This is a genomic window from Lentzea alba (genome assembly GCF_011067745.1).
Taxonomy (GTDB): domain Bacteria; phylum Actinomycetota; class Actinomycetes; order Mycobacteriales; family Pseudonocardiaceae; genus Lentzea; species Lentzea alba.
The window spans coordinates 300504-317136 of the sequence record NZ_JAAMPJ010000011.1 but is presented as its reverse complement, the minus strand read 5'-3'; the positions used below and the strand labels follow the sequence as shown (position 1 = coordinate 317136).

The window sequence follows — 16633 nt, the reverse complement described above, 5'->3', positions numbered from 1 at the left end:
TGACACGGTGTCAGGGTCAAGAAATGATGGTTTGAGCAACGTGCCGGGTGCGCATCCTGGGCGTTGGCGAGAGGTGGCTCATGACGTTCGCACATCCGGCGTTGTTCTACTCCGACGAGGAGTCCTACATCGACGGGACCGTTCCGTTCGTCGTGGAGGGCCTCGCGAGCGCCGAACCGGTCACCGTGGCGGTGCCCGGCAGGAACCTGGAGCTGCTGAAAGAGGCGTTGAGCGGGTTCTCCCACCTCGTGACGTTCATCGACATGGCGGACACCGGCCGCAACCCCGGCCGGATCATCCCCGAGCTCCGCGCGTTCGCCGACCGGCACCGCGGAGCCGTCCGGATCATCAGCGAGCCGGTGTGGGACCTGCGCACCGACGTCGAGTACCCGGCGTGCACGCTGCACGAAGCGCTGGTCAACTACGCGTTCAGCGGCCGTGACCTCAGCATTCTGTGCCCCTATGACATCTCTGCCCTCAACCACGACATCCTGGCCGACGCCGAGAAGACCCACCCGGTCGTCATCGACGCGAGCGGCCACCGTCCGAGCGACCACTTCCACCCCGCGCGGGTCGTCCTCGCAGCTCACTCGCTTCCGCTGGCGACCCCCGCGGACGCGGCGAGCACGCTGGTCGGCGCCGGTGCGATGGCCGCGGTGCGGACGTTCGCCCGTGAGCAGGCCACGAAGTTCGGTCTGCCGCGCGACCGCGTCGACGACTTCGCGCTCGCGGTCACCGAGCTCGCGACGAACAGCGTCCGGCACGGCGGCGGCGAGTGCACGGTTCGCGTCTGGACGGAAAGCGAAAGTATTGTTTGCCAAGTCAACGACAACGGGCACATCACCGACGTGCTGGCCGGGCGTACACCAGTTCACGCAAACGATCCAGGTGGTCGCGGACTGTTGCTGGTGAACCGTTTGGCGGACCTCGTGCGCACCCAAACGACGTCGTCGGGCACCGCAATCCAGGTCAGATTCGATCTGAGGAACAAAAAGGCAACGTGATCGACATACATTTGGGCGTCTTCGTTATAGCTTGAGCACGTGCACGACGAGGAAGCGACGGAAATCGGTTACACGGGGGCGCGTTTCGGGTCTCCGGCGACCCGTAGACGACTGCGCGCCGATCAAAGACCTGACCCGCACGGCGCGGAGACGCAACAACTGCCCCGTCAGCAACCGTTGCGCCAACGCCCACCGGAACCGCCACCGGAGTGGCCGATGCAGGAAGAAGATCCACCACCCGCCCCCGCGCGGGACAGCTCGCTCATCCGTCCGTACGCCCGCACCGGCGGCCGCACCACCGCCCGCCACGACCTCCGTTTGGAAACGCTGCTCTCCACGGACGAGGACCGGCTGTACCACGCCAACAACGACCAGGCGGCGATGATGCGGCTGTGCCTGCAGCCGCGGTCGGTCGCCGAGATCTCCGCGCTCATGAAGATCCCGCTCGGTGTCACGCGCGTGCTGCTGAGCGACCTGATCACGCTCAACCTGGTCGCCGTGCACGAGCCCGGTGACAAGCCGAACATGGCGTTGCTCGAACGGGTTCTCTCAGGTTTGCGCAGGCTGTAACCCTTTTGCCAACGCGCGAGAGCACGCCTCGTCGCCGATAATCAGCACTGTGGCGACCCCCAGCGACGAGACCCCGAAGACGCCGATCACCGAGCCGATCCCGACCGCGCCTCCGGTGGCGGCCGCACCGAAGAAGCTGCGGCCCACCCGGATCAGCGGCACGTGGATCGCGGTGCTGATCGCGATCGTCGTACTGATCTTCCTGCTCGTGTTCATCCTGCAGAACGGCGGCAACACGACGATCCGCTTCCTGTGGGGCGAGTTCAGCCTTCCGCTCGGGGTGGCGCTGCTGTTCGGCGCGATCGGCGGCGCGCTGCTGGTCGCGGTCGTCGGTGCGGCCCGCATCCTGCAGCTGCGCCGTCAGGCGAAGCGGGTCACTGGTCGTCCCGCGACCTCATCACCAGCTCGACGCGAGAGCTGATCCCGAGCTTGCGGAAGATCTTGCGCAGGTGGAAGTTCACCGTGTGCGGTGACATGAACAGCTGCGTGGAGATCTGCCGGTTCGTCTGACCCTTGGCCACGAGGTTCGCGATCGCCCGTTCGGTGTCGTCCAAACTGGACCATCCGGACGCAGGCCGCACTGGCGCCGCGCGTCGGCGCCGCCCGAGTTTGCGCAGCCGCCCCAGCACGCGGGCGCTGTCTCGGGACGCGCCGATCTCCCGATACAGCCCGAGCGCGTCCTCCAGCGCCTTCACCGAGGCCGCGCGATCGGCCGCCGTCGTCAGCAGCACGCCGAGGTCCTCGGCCGCGTTGGCCCTGGCCCACAGGTCGCGGTGCTGTTGCGCGGCCAGTTCCAGCAACGAGGTGTCGGCGTCGAACAGGCCGCGGGCGTGCAGCGCGGCCGCCGCCACCGCGCGCAGTCCGGGGTTCTCCTCGGCGAGCCGTTCCACGCGGTCGACCACGGCTTTGGCCAGCCGCTCGTCCCCCGCCTCCACCGCGCGGCGGATGAACCACCCGGCGGCGCGGGGTTCCTCGGCGAACAGCCCGGACGTCACCAGGCCCGGGTACTCGTCGGTGAGCAGCGCGAGTGCCTTGTCCAGGCCGTGGGCCACGTACGTGACCAGCACGTCGGCCCACTGGTAGTAGGCGCGCGAGAAGATGATCCCGTCGACCGGGACGCGCTCGCGGTACCGCTCGACGTGCTCGATCGCGGCGGGCAGGTCACCGGTGTGGATCGCGACCATGGCCAGCACCGCCAACGCCGGCGCGACCAGCGCGGTGTGCCCGGTCTCCTCCGCCACCGTCAGCGCGCAGCGGGCCTCGGCGGCTGCTTCCTCGATCCGCCCGGCCTGCAACAGGATCCGCGCCTGGACGACCGCGGTCATGAGTTCCTTGGTCACCACCGCGGACGGCCCGCTGCGCGCCCGCCGCACCACGCTGTCGGCCTCGGCGAACTCGCGCATGCCCGAGTGCAGCGTCGCCAGCAGCAGTTGCGGGTAGGCGCCGAGATCGTGGGAGGTCACGGACTGCGCGGCCTCGCGCGCCAGTTCCAGTGCGGCAGCGGGTTGTCCGGCGTCGCGCGCGATCGCCGCCAGCACCGCCAGCGCCGTGGCCAGCACGTCGTCCGGTGAACCCGTGTGGTTGCGCACGACCGCCTCGGCCACTTCTTCCGCGCGGCGCCGATCGTGGCTGAGCAGCGCCATCATCCGGGTGATCTCCACCCACGGCGCGAGTTCCGGCAGCAGGTCGGGTTCGGCGAGCAACGCCTCGGAGATCTCCGCCGACTCGCCGTGCTGCGCTGTCAGCAACATCGTCGTGGCCACGCAGTGCCGCAGTTTGGCGGCGGGCTCCGGGGAGACCTGACGGGACAACGCGTCCTGCGCGAGCGCTTGCGCGGCGGTGAGCTTGCCGGCGGCGATCAGCGCGCGGACCGCGATGACCGTGCGGTGCACCAGCGAAGCGGAGGCCTGGTCGGTGAGCTCGAGGGCCCGCACCGCGAGCTCGGCCGCGGCGTCAGGTGCGTTCCACAGCACGGCTTTCGCGGCGGCGACCAGCCCGTCGATCGACCGCACGTCACCGCGCTGGGCGCCGTGCAGCAGGTGCTTGGCGGCGTTGACGGCGGAATCCCCGCGCCCCAGCAGCATCTCGCCGGCCTCGCGGTGCAGCGCGCGGCGCACGGGCGGTGGCACGGAGTCGGCGACCAGCCGCCAGACCAGCTCGTGCTGGAACGCCAGGCGGTCGTCCAGCGACGTCACCACGCCAGCGCCGATGACCTCGTCCAGTGAGGGCAACAGGATCGCCGTGCTGGAGGCGAGCATCTCGGCGACGTCACCGGGTTCGAAGCGGAGGCCGAGCACGGACGCGACCTGCAGCAGGTGCTTTGCTTTGCCGCTCAACGAACTGAGCTGGTCGCGCAGCAGCGACTCGGTGCGCCGGGGTGCGCGGTCGGTCCGAAGCGAGGCGTGCTCGCCGGTGATCACCACCTGACCGTCTTCGTCGAGCGCGGTGAACAGACCGACCAGTGCGCCGGGATTTCCCTGCGCGGTCGCCGCCAGCGCCCGCAGATCGTGATCCGGAGTTCCTCCGGTCAAATCGGCGACGAGGTCCACGACCACGTTGTCCGGCAACGGCCGCAGCTCGATCCGCACGGCCCCGCGCTGTGCGGCGGCGGCGAACAGGCGGTCCGCACCTTCGCCGTGGCGGCGGGCCAGCAGCCAGACGACCTTCTCGTGGGTGGCGGCGGACAGCAGAGCGCGCAGCGCGGCCAGCGTCGAGGGCTCGGCCAGGTGGAGATCGTCCAGCACGACGAGCGCGGGACCGTCGGGCGCGCGTTCGGCCAGGCGAGCCAGTAAAAAGGGCTGATCCAGTTCGTCCTGCGCGGCGGCGACTTCGAAACCGCGGCGCGCGGCGAGGGCGGCGAACTCGGTCAGCAACCGCGTCTTGCCGGTTCCCGCCGCGCCGTCGACCAACACCACACCGGTGCCCGCGTCCAGCACACCGCTGAGGAGTTCTCGTTCTCCCGCACGGCCGCGGAACACACCGTCACGATTCCCCGACACCCATTTTCCTTTCGCTCCGCGGCGGCGGAGAACAAGCGCTGCCTTACCACAACGACCCACATCCCGACCAGCCCCGAGGCAGCGCCCCTGGGCCGTTGGGATGATCACCTGAGGTCACCGCCCGGCTGCCGCTACCCATTCGGGTAGTTGCCCGGCGGATCATACGGGCCGTCACCCTGTTGAGACGCCTCCTGGCTCAGGAACCTTTACCTGGGCAAGTGGTGCTCTTTCTCCTAGCATGAATTCCGCTGATCCATTACCCACGGATTGCGGAGAGATCTTGGAAAACCGGCTGAAAGCGTGGTGTGCCGGAATCAGCGACCGAGTGACGCCGGGCACGACCACCGTGGTGGAAGGTGCTCCCGGCACGGGGAAGACCGCGGTGCTGGACGATCTCGCCGCACGCTGGGAAGCCACCGGCCGGCACGTCGTGCGGGCCCGCGGCAGTGCGCTGGAGGGCGACCTGCCGTTCGGAATCGTGGCCCAGCTGTTCGACCTGATCGACCCGGACGTCGTGCCCGCGGAGGCGCTGGGCGCGTTGCGGCTGACCGCGCCGACCGCCGGCTTCGCCGTGCTGCACGGCGTGTACCGGCTGGCCGCGACGCTGGCGGGCGCGTCCGGCCTGCTCATCGCGGTGGACGACGCGCACTGGGCCGACGCCGCGTCGTTGCGCTGGCTCGCCTATCTGACGTTGCGGGTCCAACGGCTGCCCATCGCGGTCGTGCTGACCGTGGGTGCCGGTGAGCGGTGCGACGACCCTTCTTATGGCGAGATCATGGGCGGGTGCGGCCGGGTGACGCTGGAGGGTTTGTCCGCGGACGCCGTCGCCGCGTTGATCTCCCCCGCCCCGGCTCCCGAGTTCGTCGCCGCGTGTCTGGACGCGACCGGCGGCAATCCGCTGGCGGTGACCCGGCTGGTCAGCGCGTTGGCAGAGGACGGGGTGCCGCCGACCGCCGAGGCCGCGTGGCGGGTCGCGCAACGCGGCGCGGAGGTGTCCGGCGAGATCATGGCTGCCCGGCTGCGGCGCCGTCCGGCCGCCGTGGTGGCCGCGGCGCAGGCGTTGGCGGTGCTCGGGCCGTCCCCGCAGCACGGGGTGCTGGCCGAACTGACGGGGCTGTCGCCGGTCGAGCTGGCCGAGGCCGTCCGGACGGTCGAACTGCTCGGGGTGGCCGGGCCGGCGGTGCTCAACGACATGCCCGCCTCATCGCGGGCTGCGCTGCATCTTCGGGCCGCACGGTCGTTGCGCACGCACGGCGCGTCGGACCGAGTCGTGGCCGACCATCTGCTGGAGACCTCGCCGGGGCTGGAGCCGTGGGCGGGCGAGGTGCTCGACCGGGCCGCGCAGGAGGCGGTGAACCAGGGCGACACCTCGGGTGCCGCGCGGTTGCTGTGGCGGGCCCTGCGCGAACCGGTGGCTAACCCGTCGCGGGCGTTGCGGTTGCTGGGTGTCGCCGAACTGGTCGGCAACCTGCCGGGCGCTTCCGCGCGGTTGCGCGAGGCCTTCGAGTCCAGTTCGGACGATCCGGAGGCCGCCGTCGCGCTGTCCTACGCCCTGCACGCCGAGGGAAAACCGGCCGAGATGGCGGCGGTGCTGTCCGGTTCGCCGTGGGCACAGGCACATCTGGCCGTGCACGGGTTGGTGTGGCAGGAGGCCGTGCCGTCGTCGGTCTCGCTCGACACGCCCGCCGGGGTGCTGCACCACGTGATGGTCGGTGACATCAGTGCCGCCGAAGCGGTTCCGCTGGTGTCGGCGAAGGGCACGATGTCGTCGCTGGCGTCCGCGATGATCCTCAACCTGGCCGATTCGCCGGACGCGGCGCTGGCACTGCTCGACGACGTGGATCGCACGCAGCCTGCCGCGGTGCGCGCGCTGACGTACGTCATGCGGGCGAACGTCCAGCGCCGCAAGGGAGATCTCGTGTCGGCCCGCGCCGACCTGGAGTTGGCCGGCGACCACCTGCGGCAGGATCGGCGCTGGCACGCCATGTCCGCGTGGCACGCGGCGTTGCTCGCCGACATCCTGCTCGAGGAAGGACACACGGACGAAGCCGCGTCGGTGATCGCCGAGGCCTCGACCGACGAGGCGCGCCGGACGTGGACTTACGCCAGCCTGCTCACCACTCAGGGCCGGATGCTGACCGTGCGAGGCGCGGATCACGAGGCGCTGGAGTCGTTCCTGGCGGCCGGACGGCACTGCGAGGGCTGGCCCTACCGCAACCCCGCGCCGCTGGCCTGGCGTTCCGGGGCGGCCCTGGCCTGCGCGGCGCTGGGCGACGGCGAACGGGCGCGCGAACTCGCTCTGGAAGAGGTCGCGCTGGCACGGCAATGGGGCGCGCCACGGGCCTTGGGCATGGCGTTGCGCGCGGCGGGCCGGGTGACCGCGGGCACGGCCGGACGCACGCTGCTGGAAGAGGCCGTGCGGGTGCTGCGCTCGTCACCCGCCCGTTTGGAGCTGGCGCGCGCGTTGGTCGACCTCGGCGTCGTGGTCCGTCGTCAGAGCGATTCGTCCTGTGCGCGGGCATATCTGCGTGAGGCGGTGGATCTCGCGCAGAAGTGCGGATCTTCCGCGATGGCCGCGCGGGCTTACTCCGAACTGGTGGCGACGGGCGCCGGACCTCGGCGGATGCGCCAGACCGGACCGACCGCGCTGACCCCGACCGAGCACCAGGTGGCGGCGCTGGCGGCGCGCGGCCGTTCCAACGAGGAGATCGCCGCCACGTTGCTGATGCCCGCGGACTCGGTGGAGGGCGTGCTGTCCGGCACCTACCGCAAGCTCGGTGTTTCCGGCCGCTTGCAGCTGGCAGACGCACTCGATTTCGGTTAGTTCGGACCCGTTCGGCCGATGGTTTCCGTTGCGACGTTCGGCCTATCGTGCTGCGCATGGCGAGTGACTTGCAAAGGCGCAAGGTGTCGGTGGTGTTCGGCGCGATGGACGCCAACCGCGACGGCTACCTGGACGAAAGCGACTTCCGCGCGCTCACCGCGCGCTGGGTGTCGTTGCGCGGCGGCGACGAGGAACTGCTGTCCGGCGTGATGATGGGCTGGTGGGCGACCCTCTCGGCGGCCGCCGGCCAGGACCGGGTCACCGTCGACGACGTCCTGACCATCGTGGACGCGCTCCCGAAGACCCCGGAGGCGGTCACCGACACGGCGGAAGCGATGTTCGGTGCCGTGGACGAGAACCGGGACGACTACATCTCGTCGGACGAGTACCGGACGATGATCACCGCGTGGCTCGGGCACGACGGCGTCACCGACTTCGCCGCGCTGGACTTCGACGGCGACGGCAGGCTGTCGCGCGAGGAGTTCGCCCAGCTGTGGCTGGAGTTCTGGGCCGGCGACAACGCGGAGGCCGCCGGCACCTACGTCTTCGGCCCGGTCTAGCCACCTCTGGCCATGAACGGCGCTTTTGTGGACCCCAGGTCCACAAAAGCGCCGTTCATGGCCAGCGAGAGCTAGGAGTGGACGAGGGTGAAGAACTCCTGACGTGACGCGGGATCGTGCCGCAGCACGCCCTGCAACGCCGACGTGACGGTGCGGGATCCGTTGGCCCGCACGCCGCGCAGCGTCATGCACATGTGCTCGGCCTCGATCACGACGCCGACTCCCTTGGGTTGCAAGTGTTCCTGCAACCAGTCGGCGACCTGTTTGGTGAGCCGTTCCTGCACCTGCAGGTCGCGGGCGAACATCTCCACGACCCGCGCGAGCTTCGACAGGCCCAGAATCCGTTCGCCCGGCAGATATCCGACGTGCGCGACCCCGTGGAACGGCAGCATGTGGTGCTCGCACAACGACTGCACCGGGATCCCGCGCGCCAGCACGAGTTCGTCGTACCCCTCGTCGTTCGGGAACGTCGTGAGGTTGAACTCTCTCGGCGTCAGAAGCTCCGCGTAAGCCTCGGCGACGCGGCGCGGCGTGTCGGCCAGGTGCACCGAGTACGGGTCCTTCCCCAGTGCCTTCAGCAGGTCGGTCACCGCCTGCCGCGCCGCCTCGGTGTCGATCGGGTCGGTCATCGGGCGGCCAGCCTCGACAACGCCAGCGCGCCCACCAGCAGGCCGAAGTCGCGCAACGCGATGTCGTAGTAGCCGGGCCCGGTCACCAGGTTCACGATGATCCCGAGCAGCCACGCGGCGACGACGAGCCCGCCCCACTTCGGCCGCAGCGCCACGAGCACACCGGCCACGATCTCGATCACGCCGACCATGTACATCGCAGTCTGCGGGGTGCCGGGCACGATCGAGTCGATCCACGGCGCCAGGTAGACGGGCCAGTCCACGAGCAGGTTGAAGAACTTGTCCAGCCCGAACAGGATCGGCGCCACCGTGAAGACCGTGCGCAGCAACACGAACGCCTGCGCAGCCGGATCCGTGCGCGTCAGGACTGCCATGACTCCTCCTTCTAACGACAACTTTGGTCAACGTTAGAACTAGGTGCCGAATTTCGTCAACTGGAGTAGGTTTTAGAGATGGCCGACCACGTCGCCGCCGTCGCGGCCCTCGACGAGCCGAACCGGCGCAAGCTCTACGACTTCGTGGCGCGCCAAACCGCGCCCATCAGCAAGGACGAGGCCTCCGAGGCCATCGGACTGCCGCGCACGACCGCCGCGTTCCACCTCGACAAGCTGGTCGAGATGGGGCTGCTGGACGTGGTCCACGAACGGCGCTCGGGCCGGACCGGGCCGGGCGCGGGACGGCCGGCGAAGCTCTACCTGCGGTCCGGCGAGCAGATCGAGGTGTCGCTGCCGGATCGACGGTACGAGGCAGCGAGCCACCTGCTCACCGACTCGCTGCTGGAAGCCCAGACCACGGGCGAACCGCCGCGCGAGATCCTGAACCGGCGCGCGTACGAGTGGGGCGAGGACCTGGCTTCCACGGCGAACGGTGACGTCGTCCAGGCGCTGGAGAACCTCGGCTTCGAACCGCGGCAGGACGGCACGACGGTCGTGCTGGGCAACTGCCCGTTCCACAGCCTCGCCCAAAAACACACTCAACTGGTGTGCGGGATGAACCTCTGTCTGATCAGCGGCCTGCTGGACGGCCTGGCGTCAACAACGCACACCGCCCATCTCTCTCCGTCACCACCCAACTGCTGCGTCCGCCTCGATCGTGTTTCCGAGCGGCACGCGGGGTCCCCGCGTGCCGAATGAGGGCACGCGGGGCCCCCGCGTGTCCACACACGTTGGGCCGGACGAGTGAGGATCAGGCGCCGTCTTCCAGGTCGCCCTCGGTTTCCAGGTAGGCGGCGCGGAGGGCGTCGAGGGTGGCGGGCTCCGGGTGCTCCCACATCTGGCGCTCCGCCGCCTCCAGCAGGCGCTCGGCGATGCCGTGCAACGCCCACGGGTTCGAGGTCTGCAGGAACTTGCGGGTCTCCGGGTCGAGCACGTACGTCTCGGTCAGCTTCTCGTACATCCAGTCCGCGACCACGCCGGTCGTGGCGTCGTACCCGAACAGGTACTCGACCGTCGCCTGCAGCTCGAACGCGCCCTTGTACCCGTGCTGGCGCATCGCCCCGACCCAGCGCGGGTTCACCACGCGGGCCCGGAAGATCCGTGAAGTCTCCTCGGTCAGCGTGCGGGTCCGGACCGCCTCGGGACGCGTGCTGTCACCGACGTACGCGGCGGGCGCCTTGCCCGTCAGCGCCTTCACCATCGTGACCATGCCGCCGTGGTACTGGAAATAGTCGTCCGAGTCGGCGATGTCGTGCTCGCGGGTGTCGATGTTCTTGGCCGCCACCGCGATCCGCCGGTACGCCGACTCCATGTCCTCGCGCGCCGCGACACCGTCGACCCCGCGGCCGTACGCGTACCCGCCCCACACCGCGTAGACCTCGGCGATGTCCGACGAGTCGCGCCAGTTGCGGCTGTCGATCAGCGGCAGCACGCCCGCGCCGTACGCGCCCGGCTTGGAGCCGAAGATCCGCAGCGTCGCCCTGCGCTCGTCACCGTGTTCCGCGAGGTCGGCGACCTTGTGCGCGTGCACGAAGTTCTGGTCCGCGGGCTCGTCGAGTGACGCCACCAGCTGCACCGCATCGTCCAAAAGGGACACCACGTGCGGGAACGCGTCGCGGAAGAACCCGGAGATCCGGACCGTGACGTCGATGCGCGGCCTGCCCAGTTCCTCCAGCGCGATCACTTCCAGGCCGGTGACGCGGCGGGACTGGTCGTCCCACACCGGTCGCACGCCCAGCAGCGCGAACACCTCGGCGATGTCGTCGCCGGCCGTGCGCATCGCGGACGTGCCCCAGACCGAAAGGCCGACGGACGGCGGCCATTCGCCGTCGTTCTCGTCGCGGTACCTGGCGAGCAGCGAGTCCGCCATCGCCTGGCCGGTCTCCCAGGCGAGGCGCGACGGGATGGCCTTCGGGTCGACCGAGTAGAAGTTGCGGCCGGTCGGCAGCACGTTCACCAGGCCGCGCAACGGCGAACCCGACGGGCCGGCCGGGATGTAGCCGCCGTCCAACGCGTGCAGCACGTTCGTCATCTCGTCCGTGGTGCGGGCGAGCCTGGGCACGACCTCGACGGCCGCGAACTCCAGGATCTTCCGCACGTCCTCGGACTCGTGCAGACCAGCGGCCGCGGCACGGTCCCAGCCCGCGTCTTCCATCGCCTGGACGAGGGCGCGGGCCTGTTCCTCAACGGCGTCAACGTCTTCACGCGCGGTCGTCGTGAGTCCCAGCGCTTCCCGCAGCCCCGGCAGCGCGGCGACCTGGCCGCCCCACATCTGCCGCGCCTGCAGCATCGCGAGCACGAGGTTGACCCGGACGCTGCCGGTGGGCGCCTCGCCGAGGATGTGCAGGCCATCGCGGATCTGGACGTCCTTGACCTCGCACAGCCAGCCGTCGACGTGCAGCAGGAACTCGTCGAACTCGGCGTCGTGCGGCCGGTCGTCGAGGCCCAGGTCGTGGTCGAGCTTCGCGGCCTGGATCAGCGTCCAGATCTGCGCGCGGATCGCCGGCAGCTTCGCCGGGTCCATCGCGGAGATGTTGCCGTACTCGTCGAGCAGCTGCTCCAGCCGCGCGATGTCGCCGTAGCTGTCCGCGCGGGCCATCGGCGGCACCAGGTGGTCGACCAGCGTGGCGTGTGCGCGCCGCTTCGCCTGCGTGCCCTCACCGGGGTCGTTGACGAGGAACGGGTAGATCAGCGGCAGGTCTCCGAGCGCCGCGTCCGTGCCGCAGGACGCCGACATGCCGACGGTCTTGCCGGGCAACCACTCCAGGTTGCCGTGCTTGCCGACGTGCACGACCGCGTCCGCGCCGAACGACGACTCGATCCACCGGTACGCCGCGAGGTAGTGGTGCGACGGCGGCAGGTCCGGGTCGTGGTAGATCGCGATCGGGTTCTCGCCGAACCCGCGCGGCGGCTGCACGATCACGACGACGTTGTTCGACCGCAACGCGGCCAGCACGATCTCGCCGTCCTTGGACTTGCTGCGGTCGACGAACAGCTCACCCGGCGCCTCGCCCCAGTGCTCCTGCATCGACTCGCGGAAGTCCTCGGGCAACGTCTCGTAGTACGCCCGGTAGTCGGCCGCCGCGATGCGCACGGGGTTGCTCTCGAACTGCTCCTGCGTCAGCCAGTCCGCGTCCTGGCCACCGGCGGCGATCAGCGCGTGGATCAACGCGTCGCCGTCCAGTTCCGCGACACCCGGCAGCTCGTCGCCGATGTCGTAGCCGTGCTCCTGCATGGCTTTGAGGAGCCGCACGGTCGACGCCGGCGTGTCCAGGCCGACCGCGTTGCCGATGCGGGAGTGCTTGGTCGGGTACGCCGACAACATCACCGCGATCTTGCGGTCCCGCACGGGAATGTGGCGCAGCTTGCCGTGGCGGACCGCGATGCCCGCGACGCGCAGCGACCGTTCCGGATCGGCGACGTAGACGGTGAGGCCGTCGGAGTCGATCTCCTTGAACGAGAAGGGAACCGTGATGATCCGGCCGTCGAACTCCGGGATCGCGACCTGGGTCGCGGTGTCCAAAGGAGACAGTCCGTCGTCGTTCTCATCCCACGACTCGCGGCTCGACGTGAGGCACAACCCCTGCAGGATCGGCACGTCGAGCGCGGCGAGCGCCCCCACGTCCCACGCGTCGTCGTCGCCACCGGCGGACGCCTTCGCCGGGTTCGTGCCACCGGCCGCGAGCACCGTCACGATCAACGCGTCGGCCTGGCGCAACGTGTCGAGCAGCTCGGGCTCGGCGGTGCGCAGCGACGAGCAGTAGACCGGCAGCGGCTTGCCGCCCTTGGCCTCGATCGCGTCGCACAACGCGTGCACGAACGCCGTGTTCCCGGCCACGTGATGCGCGCGGTAGTAGAGAACCGCGACCGTCGGGCCTTCACCCGTGGTTTCCCGTTCGAGCACACCCCACGTGGGCGTGGCCGTGGGAGCTTCGAAGCCGTGGCCGGTCAGCAGCACGGTGTCCGACAGGAACTTGTGCAGCTCGGTTAGGTTCGCCGGCCCACCGTGCGCGAGATAGAGGTGTGCCTCGGCACACACGCCACCGGGCACCGTCGACAGCTCCATCAGCGCCGCGTCGGGCTGCTGCTCACCGCCCAGCACCACCACGGGCAACCCGCTGGCGAGCAGCCAGTCGAGCCCTTCCTCCCACATCCGCCGCCCGCCGAGGATGCGCACCAGCACCAGGCTGACGTCCTGGACGAGCGCGGGAAGGTCGTCGGCGGTGAGGCGCGCGGGGTTGCCGAGGCGGTACTCGGCACCGCTCGCACGCGCCGACAGCAGGTCGGTGTCGGAGGTCGACAGCAGCAGGATCACGCAGGCTCCATCCCTCGTGGGGTCCTCGCCCCAAAGTGCGGGTGACTCGGAAGCGGAGTTCCTGACTCCCAGCGAGTTCGCTGGTCACAGTGGCGGGACCGCGCCGGATTCACACCGGCTTCCTCCTGCGCTTCGTCGTTCGGGCTCACCCTAACCGGCGAGCTACAGTCCGACCTATGCGTAGTCACCCGGACGCCTGCCCCGGCGCCGTCGAGCTGCATGCCGCGGCCGACGGCGGGCTGGCGCGCATCCGGGTGCCGGGCGGCACTCTTTCCGCTGCTCAGTGGGACGTCGTGCGGCTCGCGGTACTCGAGTTGGGTTCCGGCGTCATCGAGCTGACCTCGCGGGCGAACCTGCAGCTCAGAGGGGTCGCGGACGGTGTGGAGCTGGGTGCGCGGCTGGCTGCGGCGGGTCTGCTGCCGTCCGCCACCCACGAACGTATCCGCAACATCATCGCCGCGCCCTTGGAGGACAACCAGGCGCTGGTCGACGAGATCGACGCGGCCCTGTGCGCGGACCCGGCGCTGGCCTCGCTGCCGGGGCGATTCCTGGTCACGGTGGGTGGCTCGGTGAGCGGGCTGGGCGGCGACTTCGGGCTGGTCGACGACGTGCTCCTGCTCGCCGGAACCGACACAGGCGTGCGGGTTTCCAACCCGGTCGACGCCGTCCTGGTGGCCGCGCGCCTGTTCCAGCAGCTGCGCGGCACCGCTTGGCGCCTGTCCGAAGTGGACGACGGTGTGCGAAAGATCACCGAGCACTTCGGCGCCACCGACGCCCCGCGCATCACCCCGACTGTGACGCCTGTCGCACCTTCGCTCACCACTCCCGGAGTCCCGCTCGGCAGGCTCGACGCGCACCAGCTTCCGGGCGTCCAACTCCGCCTGACCCCGTGGCGCAGCCTGGTCGTGCCCGCCGGCACCGACGTCTCCGGCCTGATCACCGACCCGGCGTCCCCGTGGCACGGCGTGAGCGCCTGCACCGGCCGCCCCGGCTGCGCGAAATCGCTGTCCGACGTGCGCTCCGACGTGCGCGACTGGCTCGACCGCCAGGAATTGTCAGACCCGCCTGAGACGATAGGAGTGGGGACCCGATCCCCCCAGGGGGCCCGCCAGTCAGAATCGATTCGGCGCCCCGTGCACTGGTCGGGTTGCTCACGCCGCTGTGGTCGTCCCGCCGGCGATGTGATCGAGTTCGTCGCGACCGGCGACGGCTACGAGGAGATCCGTTGACGCAGTACATCAAGGACGGCGCGGAGATCTACCGCCAGTCCTTCGCCACCATCCGCGCGGAGTCGGACCTCACCAGGTTCCCCGACGACGTCGCGAAAGTCGTCGTCCGCATGATCCACGCGTGCGGCATGACCGACCTGCCGAACGACGTCGCCTTCTCGCCGAACGTCGTCCGCCACGCCCGCGCGGCACTCCAAGCGGGCGCGCCCATCCTCTGCGACGCCAACATGGTCGCGTCCGGCGTGACCCGCCGCCGCCTGCCGAAGGACAACGAAGTCCTTTGCCACCTCCAGGATCCGCGCACGCCCGAGCTGGCGAAGACCATCGGCAACACCCGCAGCGCCGCCGCCTTGGAGCTCCTCCAAGACCGCTTCGAAGGCGCCGTGATCGCGATCGGCAACGCCCCCACCGCGCTGTTCCACCTGATCGACCTGATCAACGCAGGCGCGCCCAGGCCCGCCGCGGTCCTGGGCATCCCGGTCGGGTTCATCGGCGCGCAGGAGTCCAAGGAAGCTTTGGCCGCAACGGACCTGGAGCACCTCGTGGTGCACGGCCGGCGCGGCGGCAGCGCCATGACGGCAGCGGCCATCAACGCGATCGCGAGCGAGGAAGAATGACGGGCAAGCTCTACGGCGTCGGCCTGGGTCCCGGCGACCCCGAACTCGTGACGGTCAAGGCCGCGCGACTCATCAAGGAAGCCGACGTCGTCGCGTTCCACAGCGCCCGGCACGGCAGGTCAGTCGCGAAAACCATTGCGCAGCCGTACTTCCGTGACGACCAGATCATGGAACAGCTCGTCTACCCGGTGACGACCGAGGACACGGACGACTACCAGGGCGAGATCGACGCCTTCTACGAGGAGGCCGCGGCCACGCTCGCCGCCCACCTCGACGCCGGCCGCGACGTCGTCGTCCTCGCCGCCGGAGACCCGTTCTTCTACGGCTCCTACATGCACATGCACAAACGTCTGAAAGACCGTTACGAATGGGAAGTGGTCCCCGGCGTGACGAGCGTCAGCGGCGCCAGTGCGGTCCTCGGCACCCCGCTGGTGGAACGCGACGAGGTCCTGACGATCCTGCCCGGCACCCTGCCTCCCGCCGAACTCGCCGCACGCCTCGCCGACACCGACTCGGCGGCGATCCTCAAGCTGGGCCGCACGTTCGGCAACGTGAAGCAGGCCCTCGACGAAGCAGGCCGCCTCGACAACGCCTGGTACGTCGAGCGCGCCACCACCGGCCGCCAGCGGACCTCGCCCCTGGCCGACGTGGACCCGGACACCGTCCCGTACTTCTCCCTGGCCCTGCTCCCCAGCCATTCCAAGCCCGCGCGCGACAAGGGCGAAGTCGTGGTGATCGGCCTCGGGCCCGGCTCGCGGGCGTGGCTCACCCCGGAAGCCCGCCAGGAACTCGAGGCCGCCGACGAACTGGTCGGCTACTCCACCTACCTCAACCGCGTCCCCGACCGCCCCGGCCAGACCAAACACGCCTCCCACAACCAGGTCGAGTCGGAACGCGCCGCCTTCGCCCTGGACCTGGCCCGCCGCGGCTCCCGCGTCGCCGTCGTGTCGTCCGGCGACCCCGGCGTCTTCGCGATGGCCACCGCCGTGCTGGAGGTCGCCGCGGAAGCCGACGACATCCCGGTGCGGGTCATCCCCGGCGTCACCGCCGCGAACGCCGTCGCGGCCAAGGCAGGCGCCCCGCTCGGCCACGACTACGCGGTGATCTCGCTGAGCGACAGGCTCAAGCCGTGGGACGTCATCGCCGAACGCCTCAGCGCCACCGCCAAGGCCGATCTGGTGATCGCGATCTACAACCCGGCGTCCAAGGCCCGCACGCACCAGGTCGCGGACATGCGGGATCTCCTGCTGCAGCACCGCGAACCGGAGACCCCGGTCGTCGTCGGACGCGACGTCGGCGGCCCCGAGGAGGAGATCCGCGTGCTGACGCTCGGCACCCTCGACCCGGACACGATCGACATGCGCTGCCTGCTGATCATCGGCTCGTCGCAGACCATCGTGACGGACGCGGGCGTGGTCTTCACGCCGCGCCGCTATCCGTCCTGAGCAGCGG

Annotated in this window: 13 protein-coding genes and 1 riboswitch; of the genes, 9 read left to right on the top strand and 4 right to left on the bottom strand. The window is 70.1% G+C overall.

Translation table 11 applies throughout. From position 1 onward, the window contains the following. The first annotated feature begins 80 nt into the window (after nucleotides 1-80). From G7043_RS34590 to G7043_RS34580, 3 genes are all read left to right on the top strand, one after another. Nucleotides 81-1004, top strand: a complete 924-nt coding sequence (locus G7043_RS34590) for an anti-sigma factor RsbA family regulatory protein (RefSeq protein ID WP_166052854.1) — start codon at nucleotides 81-83, stop codon at nucleotides 1002-1004. Between the two features lie 216 nt (nucleotides 1005-1220). Further along, complete coding sequence (locus G7043_RS34585; RefSeq protein ID WP_166052853.1) at nucleotides 1221-1574, top strand: DUF742 domain-containing protein; 354 nt, start codon at nucleotides 1221-1223, stop codon at nucleotides 1572-1574. 49 nt (nucleotides 1575-1623) lie between these two features. Further along, nucleotides 1624-1995, top strand: a complete 372-nt coding sequence (locus G7043_RS34580) for a LapA family protein (protein WP_390828773.1) — start codon at nucleotides 1624-1626, stop codon at nucleotides 1993-1995. Here the strand turns inward: G7043_RS34580 and G7043_RS50100 are convergent. Continuing rightward, nucleotides 1949-4573: a helix-turn-helix transcriptional regulator gene (locus G7043_RS50100; RefSeq protein ID WP_166052852.1), complete on the bottom strand. Its 2625-nt coding sequence runs from the start codon at nucleotides 4571-4573 to the stop codon at nucleotides 1949-1951. The genes G7043_RS34580 and G7043_RS50100 overlap by 47 nt on opposite strands. A gap of 280 nt (nucleotides 4574-4853) precedes the next feature. Between G7043_RS50100 and G7043_RS49590 the strand changes: the two genes are divergently transcribed. Together G7043_RS49590 and G7043_RS34565 are read left to right on the top strand one after the other, a co-directional pair. Further along, on the top strand, nucleotides 4854-7397 hold the full coding sequence (locus G7043_RS49590) for an AAA family ATPase (RefSeq protein WP_166052851.1): 2544 nt from the start codon (nucleotides 4854-4856) through the stop codon (nucleotides 7395-7397). 56 nt (nucleotides 7398-7453) lie between these two features. Then, nucleotides 7454-7957, top strand: coding sequence for an EF-hand domain-containing protein (locus tag G7043_RS34565; RefSeq protein ID WP_207312094.1), 504 nt, complete (start codon nucleotides 7454-7456; stop codon nucleotides 7955-7957). Nucleotides 7958-8028: 71 nt separating this feature from the next. Here the strand turns inward: G7043_RS34565 and folE are convergent, their stop codons facing one another. Next, on the bottom strand, nucleotides 8029-8586 hold the full coding sequence (gene folE / locus G7043_RS34560; protein WP_166052850.1) for a GTP cyclohydrolase I FolE: 558 nt from the start codon (nucleotides 8584-8586) through the stop codon (nucleotides 8029-8031). Further along, nucleotides 8583-8960, bottom strand: coding sequence for a DoxX family membrane protein (locus G7043_RS34555; RefSeq protein ID WP_166052849.1), 378 nt, complete (start codon nucleotides 8958-8960; stop codon nucleotides 8583-8585). The genes folE and G7043_RS34555 overlap by 4 nt, the downstream gene beginning before the upstream one ends. A 78-nt stretch (nucleotides 8961-9038) precedes the next feature. Here G7043_RS34555 and G7043_RS34550 point away from each other — a divergent pair, with 78 nt between their 5' ends. Next, nucleotides 9039-9719, top strand: coding sequence for a helix-turn-helix transcriptional regulator (locus G7043_RS34550; RefSeq protein WP_166052848.1), 681 nt, complete (start codon nucleotides 9039-9041; stop codon nucleotides 9717-9719). Nucleotides 9720-9771: 52 nt separating this feature from the next. On the opposite strand, the gene cobN is transcribed toward G7043_RS34550, so the two are convergent. Further along, nucleotides 9772-13335 carry a cobaltochelatase subunit CobN gene (gene cobN, locus G7043_RS34545; RefSeq protein WP_166052847.1) on the bottom strand — a complete coding sequence of 1188 codons (3564 nt, stop codon included), beginning with the start codon at nucleotides 13333-13335 and terminating at the stop codon, nucleotides 9772-9774. A 35-nt stretch (nucleotides 13336-13370) separates the two neighbouring features. Further along, nucleotides 13371-13500: riboswitch (cobalamin riboswitch) on the bottom strand. Between the two features lie 11 nt (nucleotides 13501-13511). Between cobN and G7043_RS34540 the strand changes: the two genes are divergently transcribed. From G7043_RS34540 to G7043_RS34530, 3 genes are read left to right on the top strand one after another with little or no spacing between them, the layout of a single operon-like run. Next, the gene (locus G7043_RS34540; RefSeq protein ID WP_166052846.1) at nucleotides 13512-14564 is read left to right on the top strand and encodes a hypothetical protein; all 1053 of its coding nucleotides are present in this window, start codon (nucleotides 13512-13514) and stop codon (nucleotides 14562-14564) included. After that, nucleotides 14561-15181 carry a precorrin-8X methylmutase gene (locus G7043_RS34535; RefSeq protein WP_166052845.1) on the top strand — a complete coding sequence of 207 codons (621 nt, stop codon included), beginning with the start codon at nucleotides 14561-14563 and terminating at the stop codon, nucleotides 15179-15181. Before G7043_RS34540 ends, G7043_RS34535 begins: the two co-directional genes overlap by 4 nt. Continuing rightward, entirely contained in the window at nucleotides 15178-16626 is a 1449-nt protein-coding gene (locus G7043_RS34530; protein WP_166052843.1) for a precorrin-2 C(20)-methyltransferase, read from the top strand. The genes G7043_RS34535 and G7043_RS34530 overlap by 4 nt, the downstream gene beginning before the upstream one ends. Nucleotides 16627-16633 lie beyond the last annotated feature (7 nt).

What these genes read in the sequence shown, in the direction of transcription:
- G7043_RS34555 (WP_166052849.1), bottom strand. Translation starts at nt 8,960, where the DNA reads ATGGCAGTCCTGACGCGCACGGATCCGGCTGCGCAGGCGTTCGTGTTG.
- G7043_RS34530 (WP_166052843.1), top strand. Translation starts at nt 15,178, where the DNA reads ATGACGGGCAAGCTCTACGGCGTCGGCCTGGGTCCCGGCGACCCCGAA.
- folE (WP_166052850.1), bottom strand. Translation starts at nt 8,586, where the DNA reads ATGACCGACCCGATCGACACCGAGGCGGCGCGGCAGGCGGTGACCGAC.
- G7043_RS34590 (WP_166052854.1), top strand. Translation starts at nt 81, where the DNA reads ATGACGTTCGCACATCCGGCGTTGTTCTACTCCGACGAGGAGTCCTAC.
- G7043_RS34550 (WP_166052848.1), top strand. Translation starts at nt 9,039, where the DNA reads ATGGCCGACCACGTCGCCGCCGTCGCGGCCCTCGACGAGCCGAACCGG.
- G7043_RS34585 (WP_166052853.1), top strand. Translation starts at nt 1,221, where the DNA reads ATGCAGGAAGAAGATCCACCACCCGCCCCCGCGCGGGACAGCTCGCTC.
- G7043_RS34565 (WP_207312094.1), top strand. Translation starts at nt 7,454, where the DNA reads ATGGCGAGTGACTTGCAAAGGCGCAAGGTGTCGGTGGTGTTCGGCGCG.
- G7043_RS34540 (WP_166052846.1), top strand. Translation starts at nt 13,512, where the DNA reads ATGCGTAGTCACCCGGACGCCTGCCCCGGCGCCGTCGAGCTGCATGCC.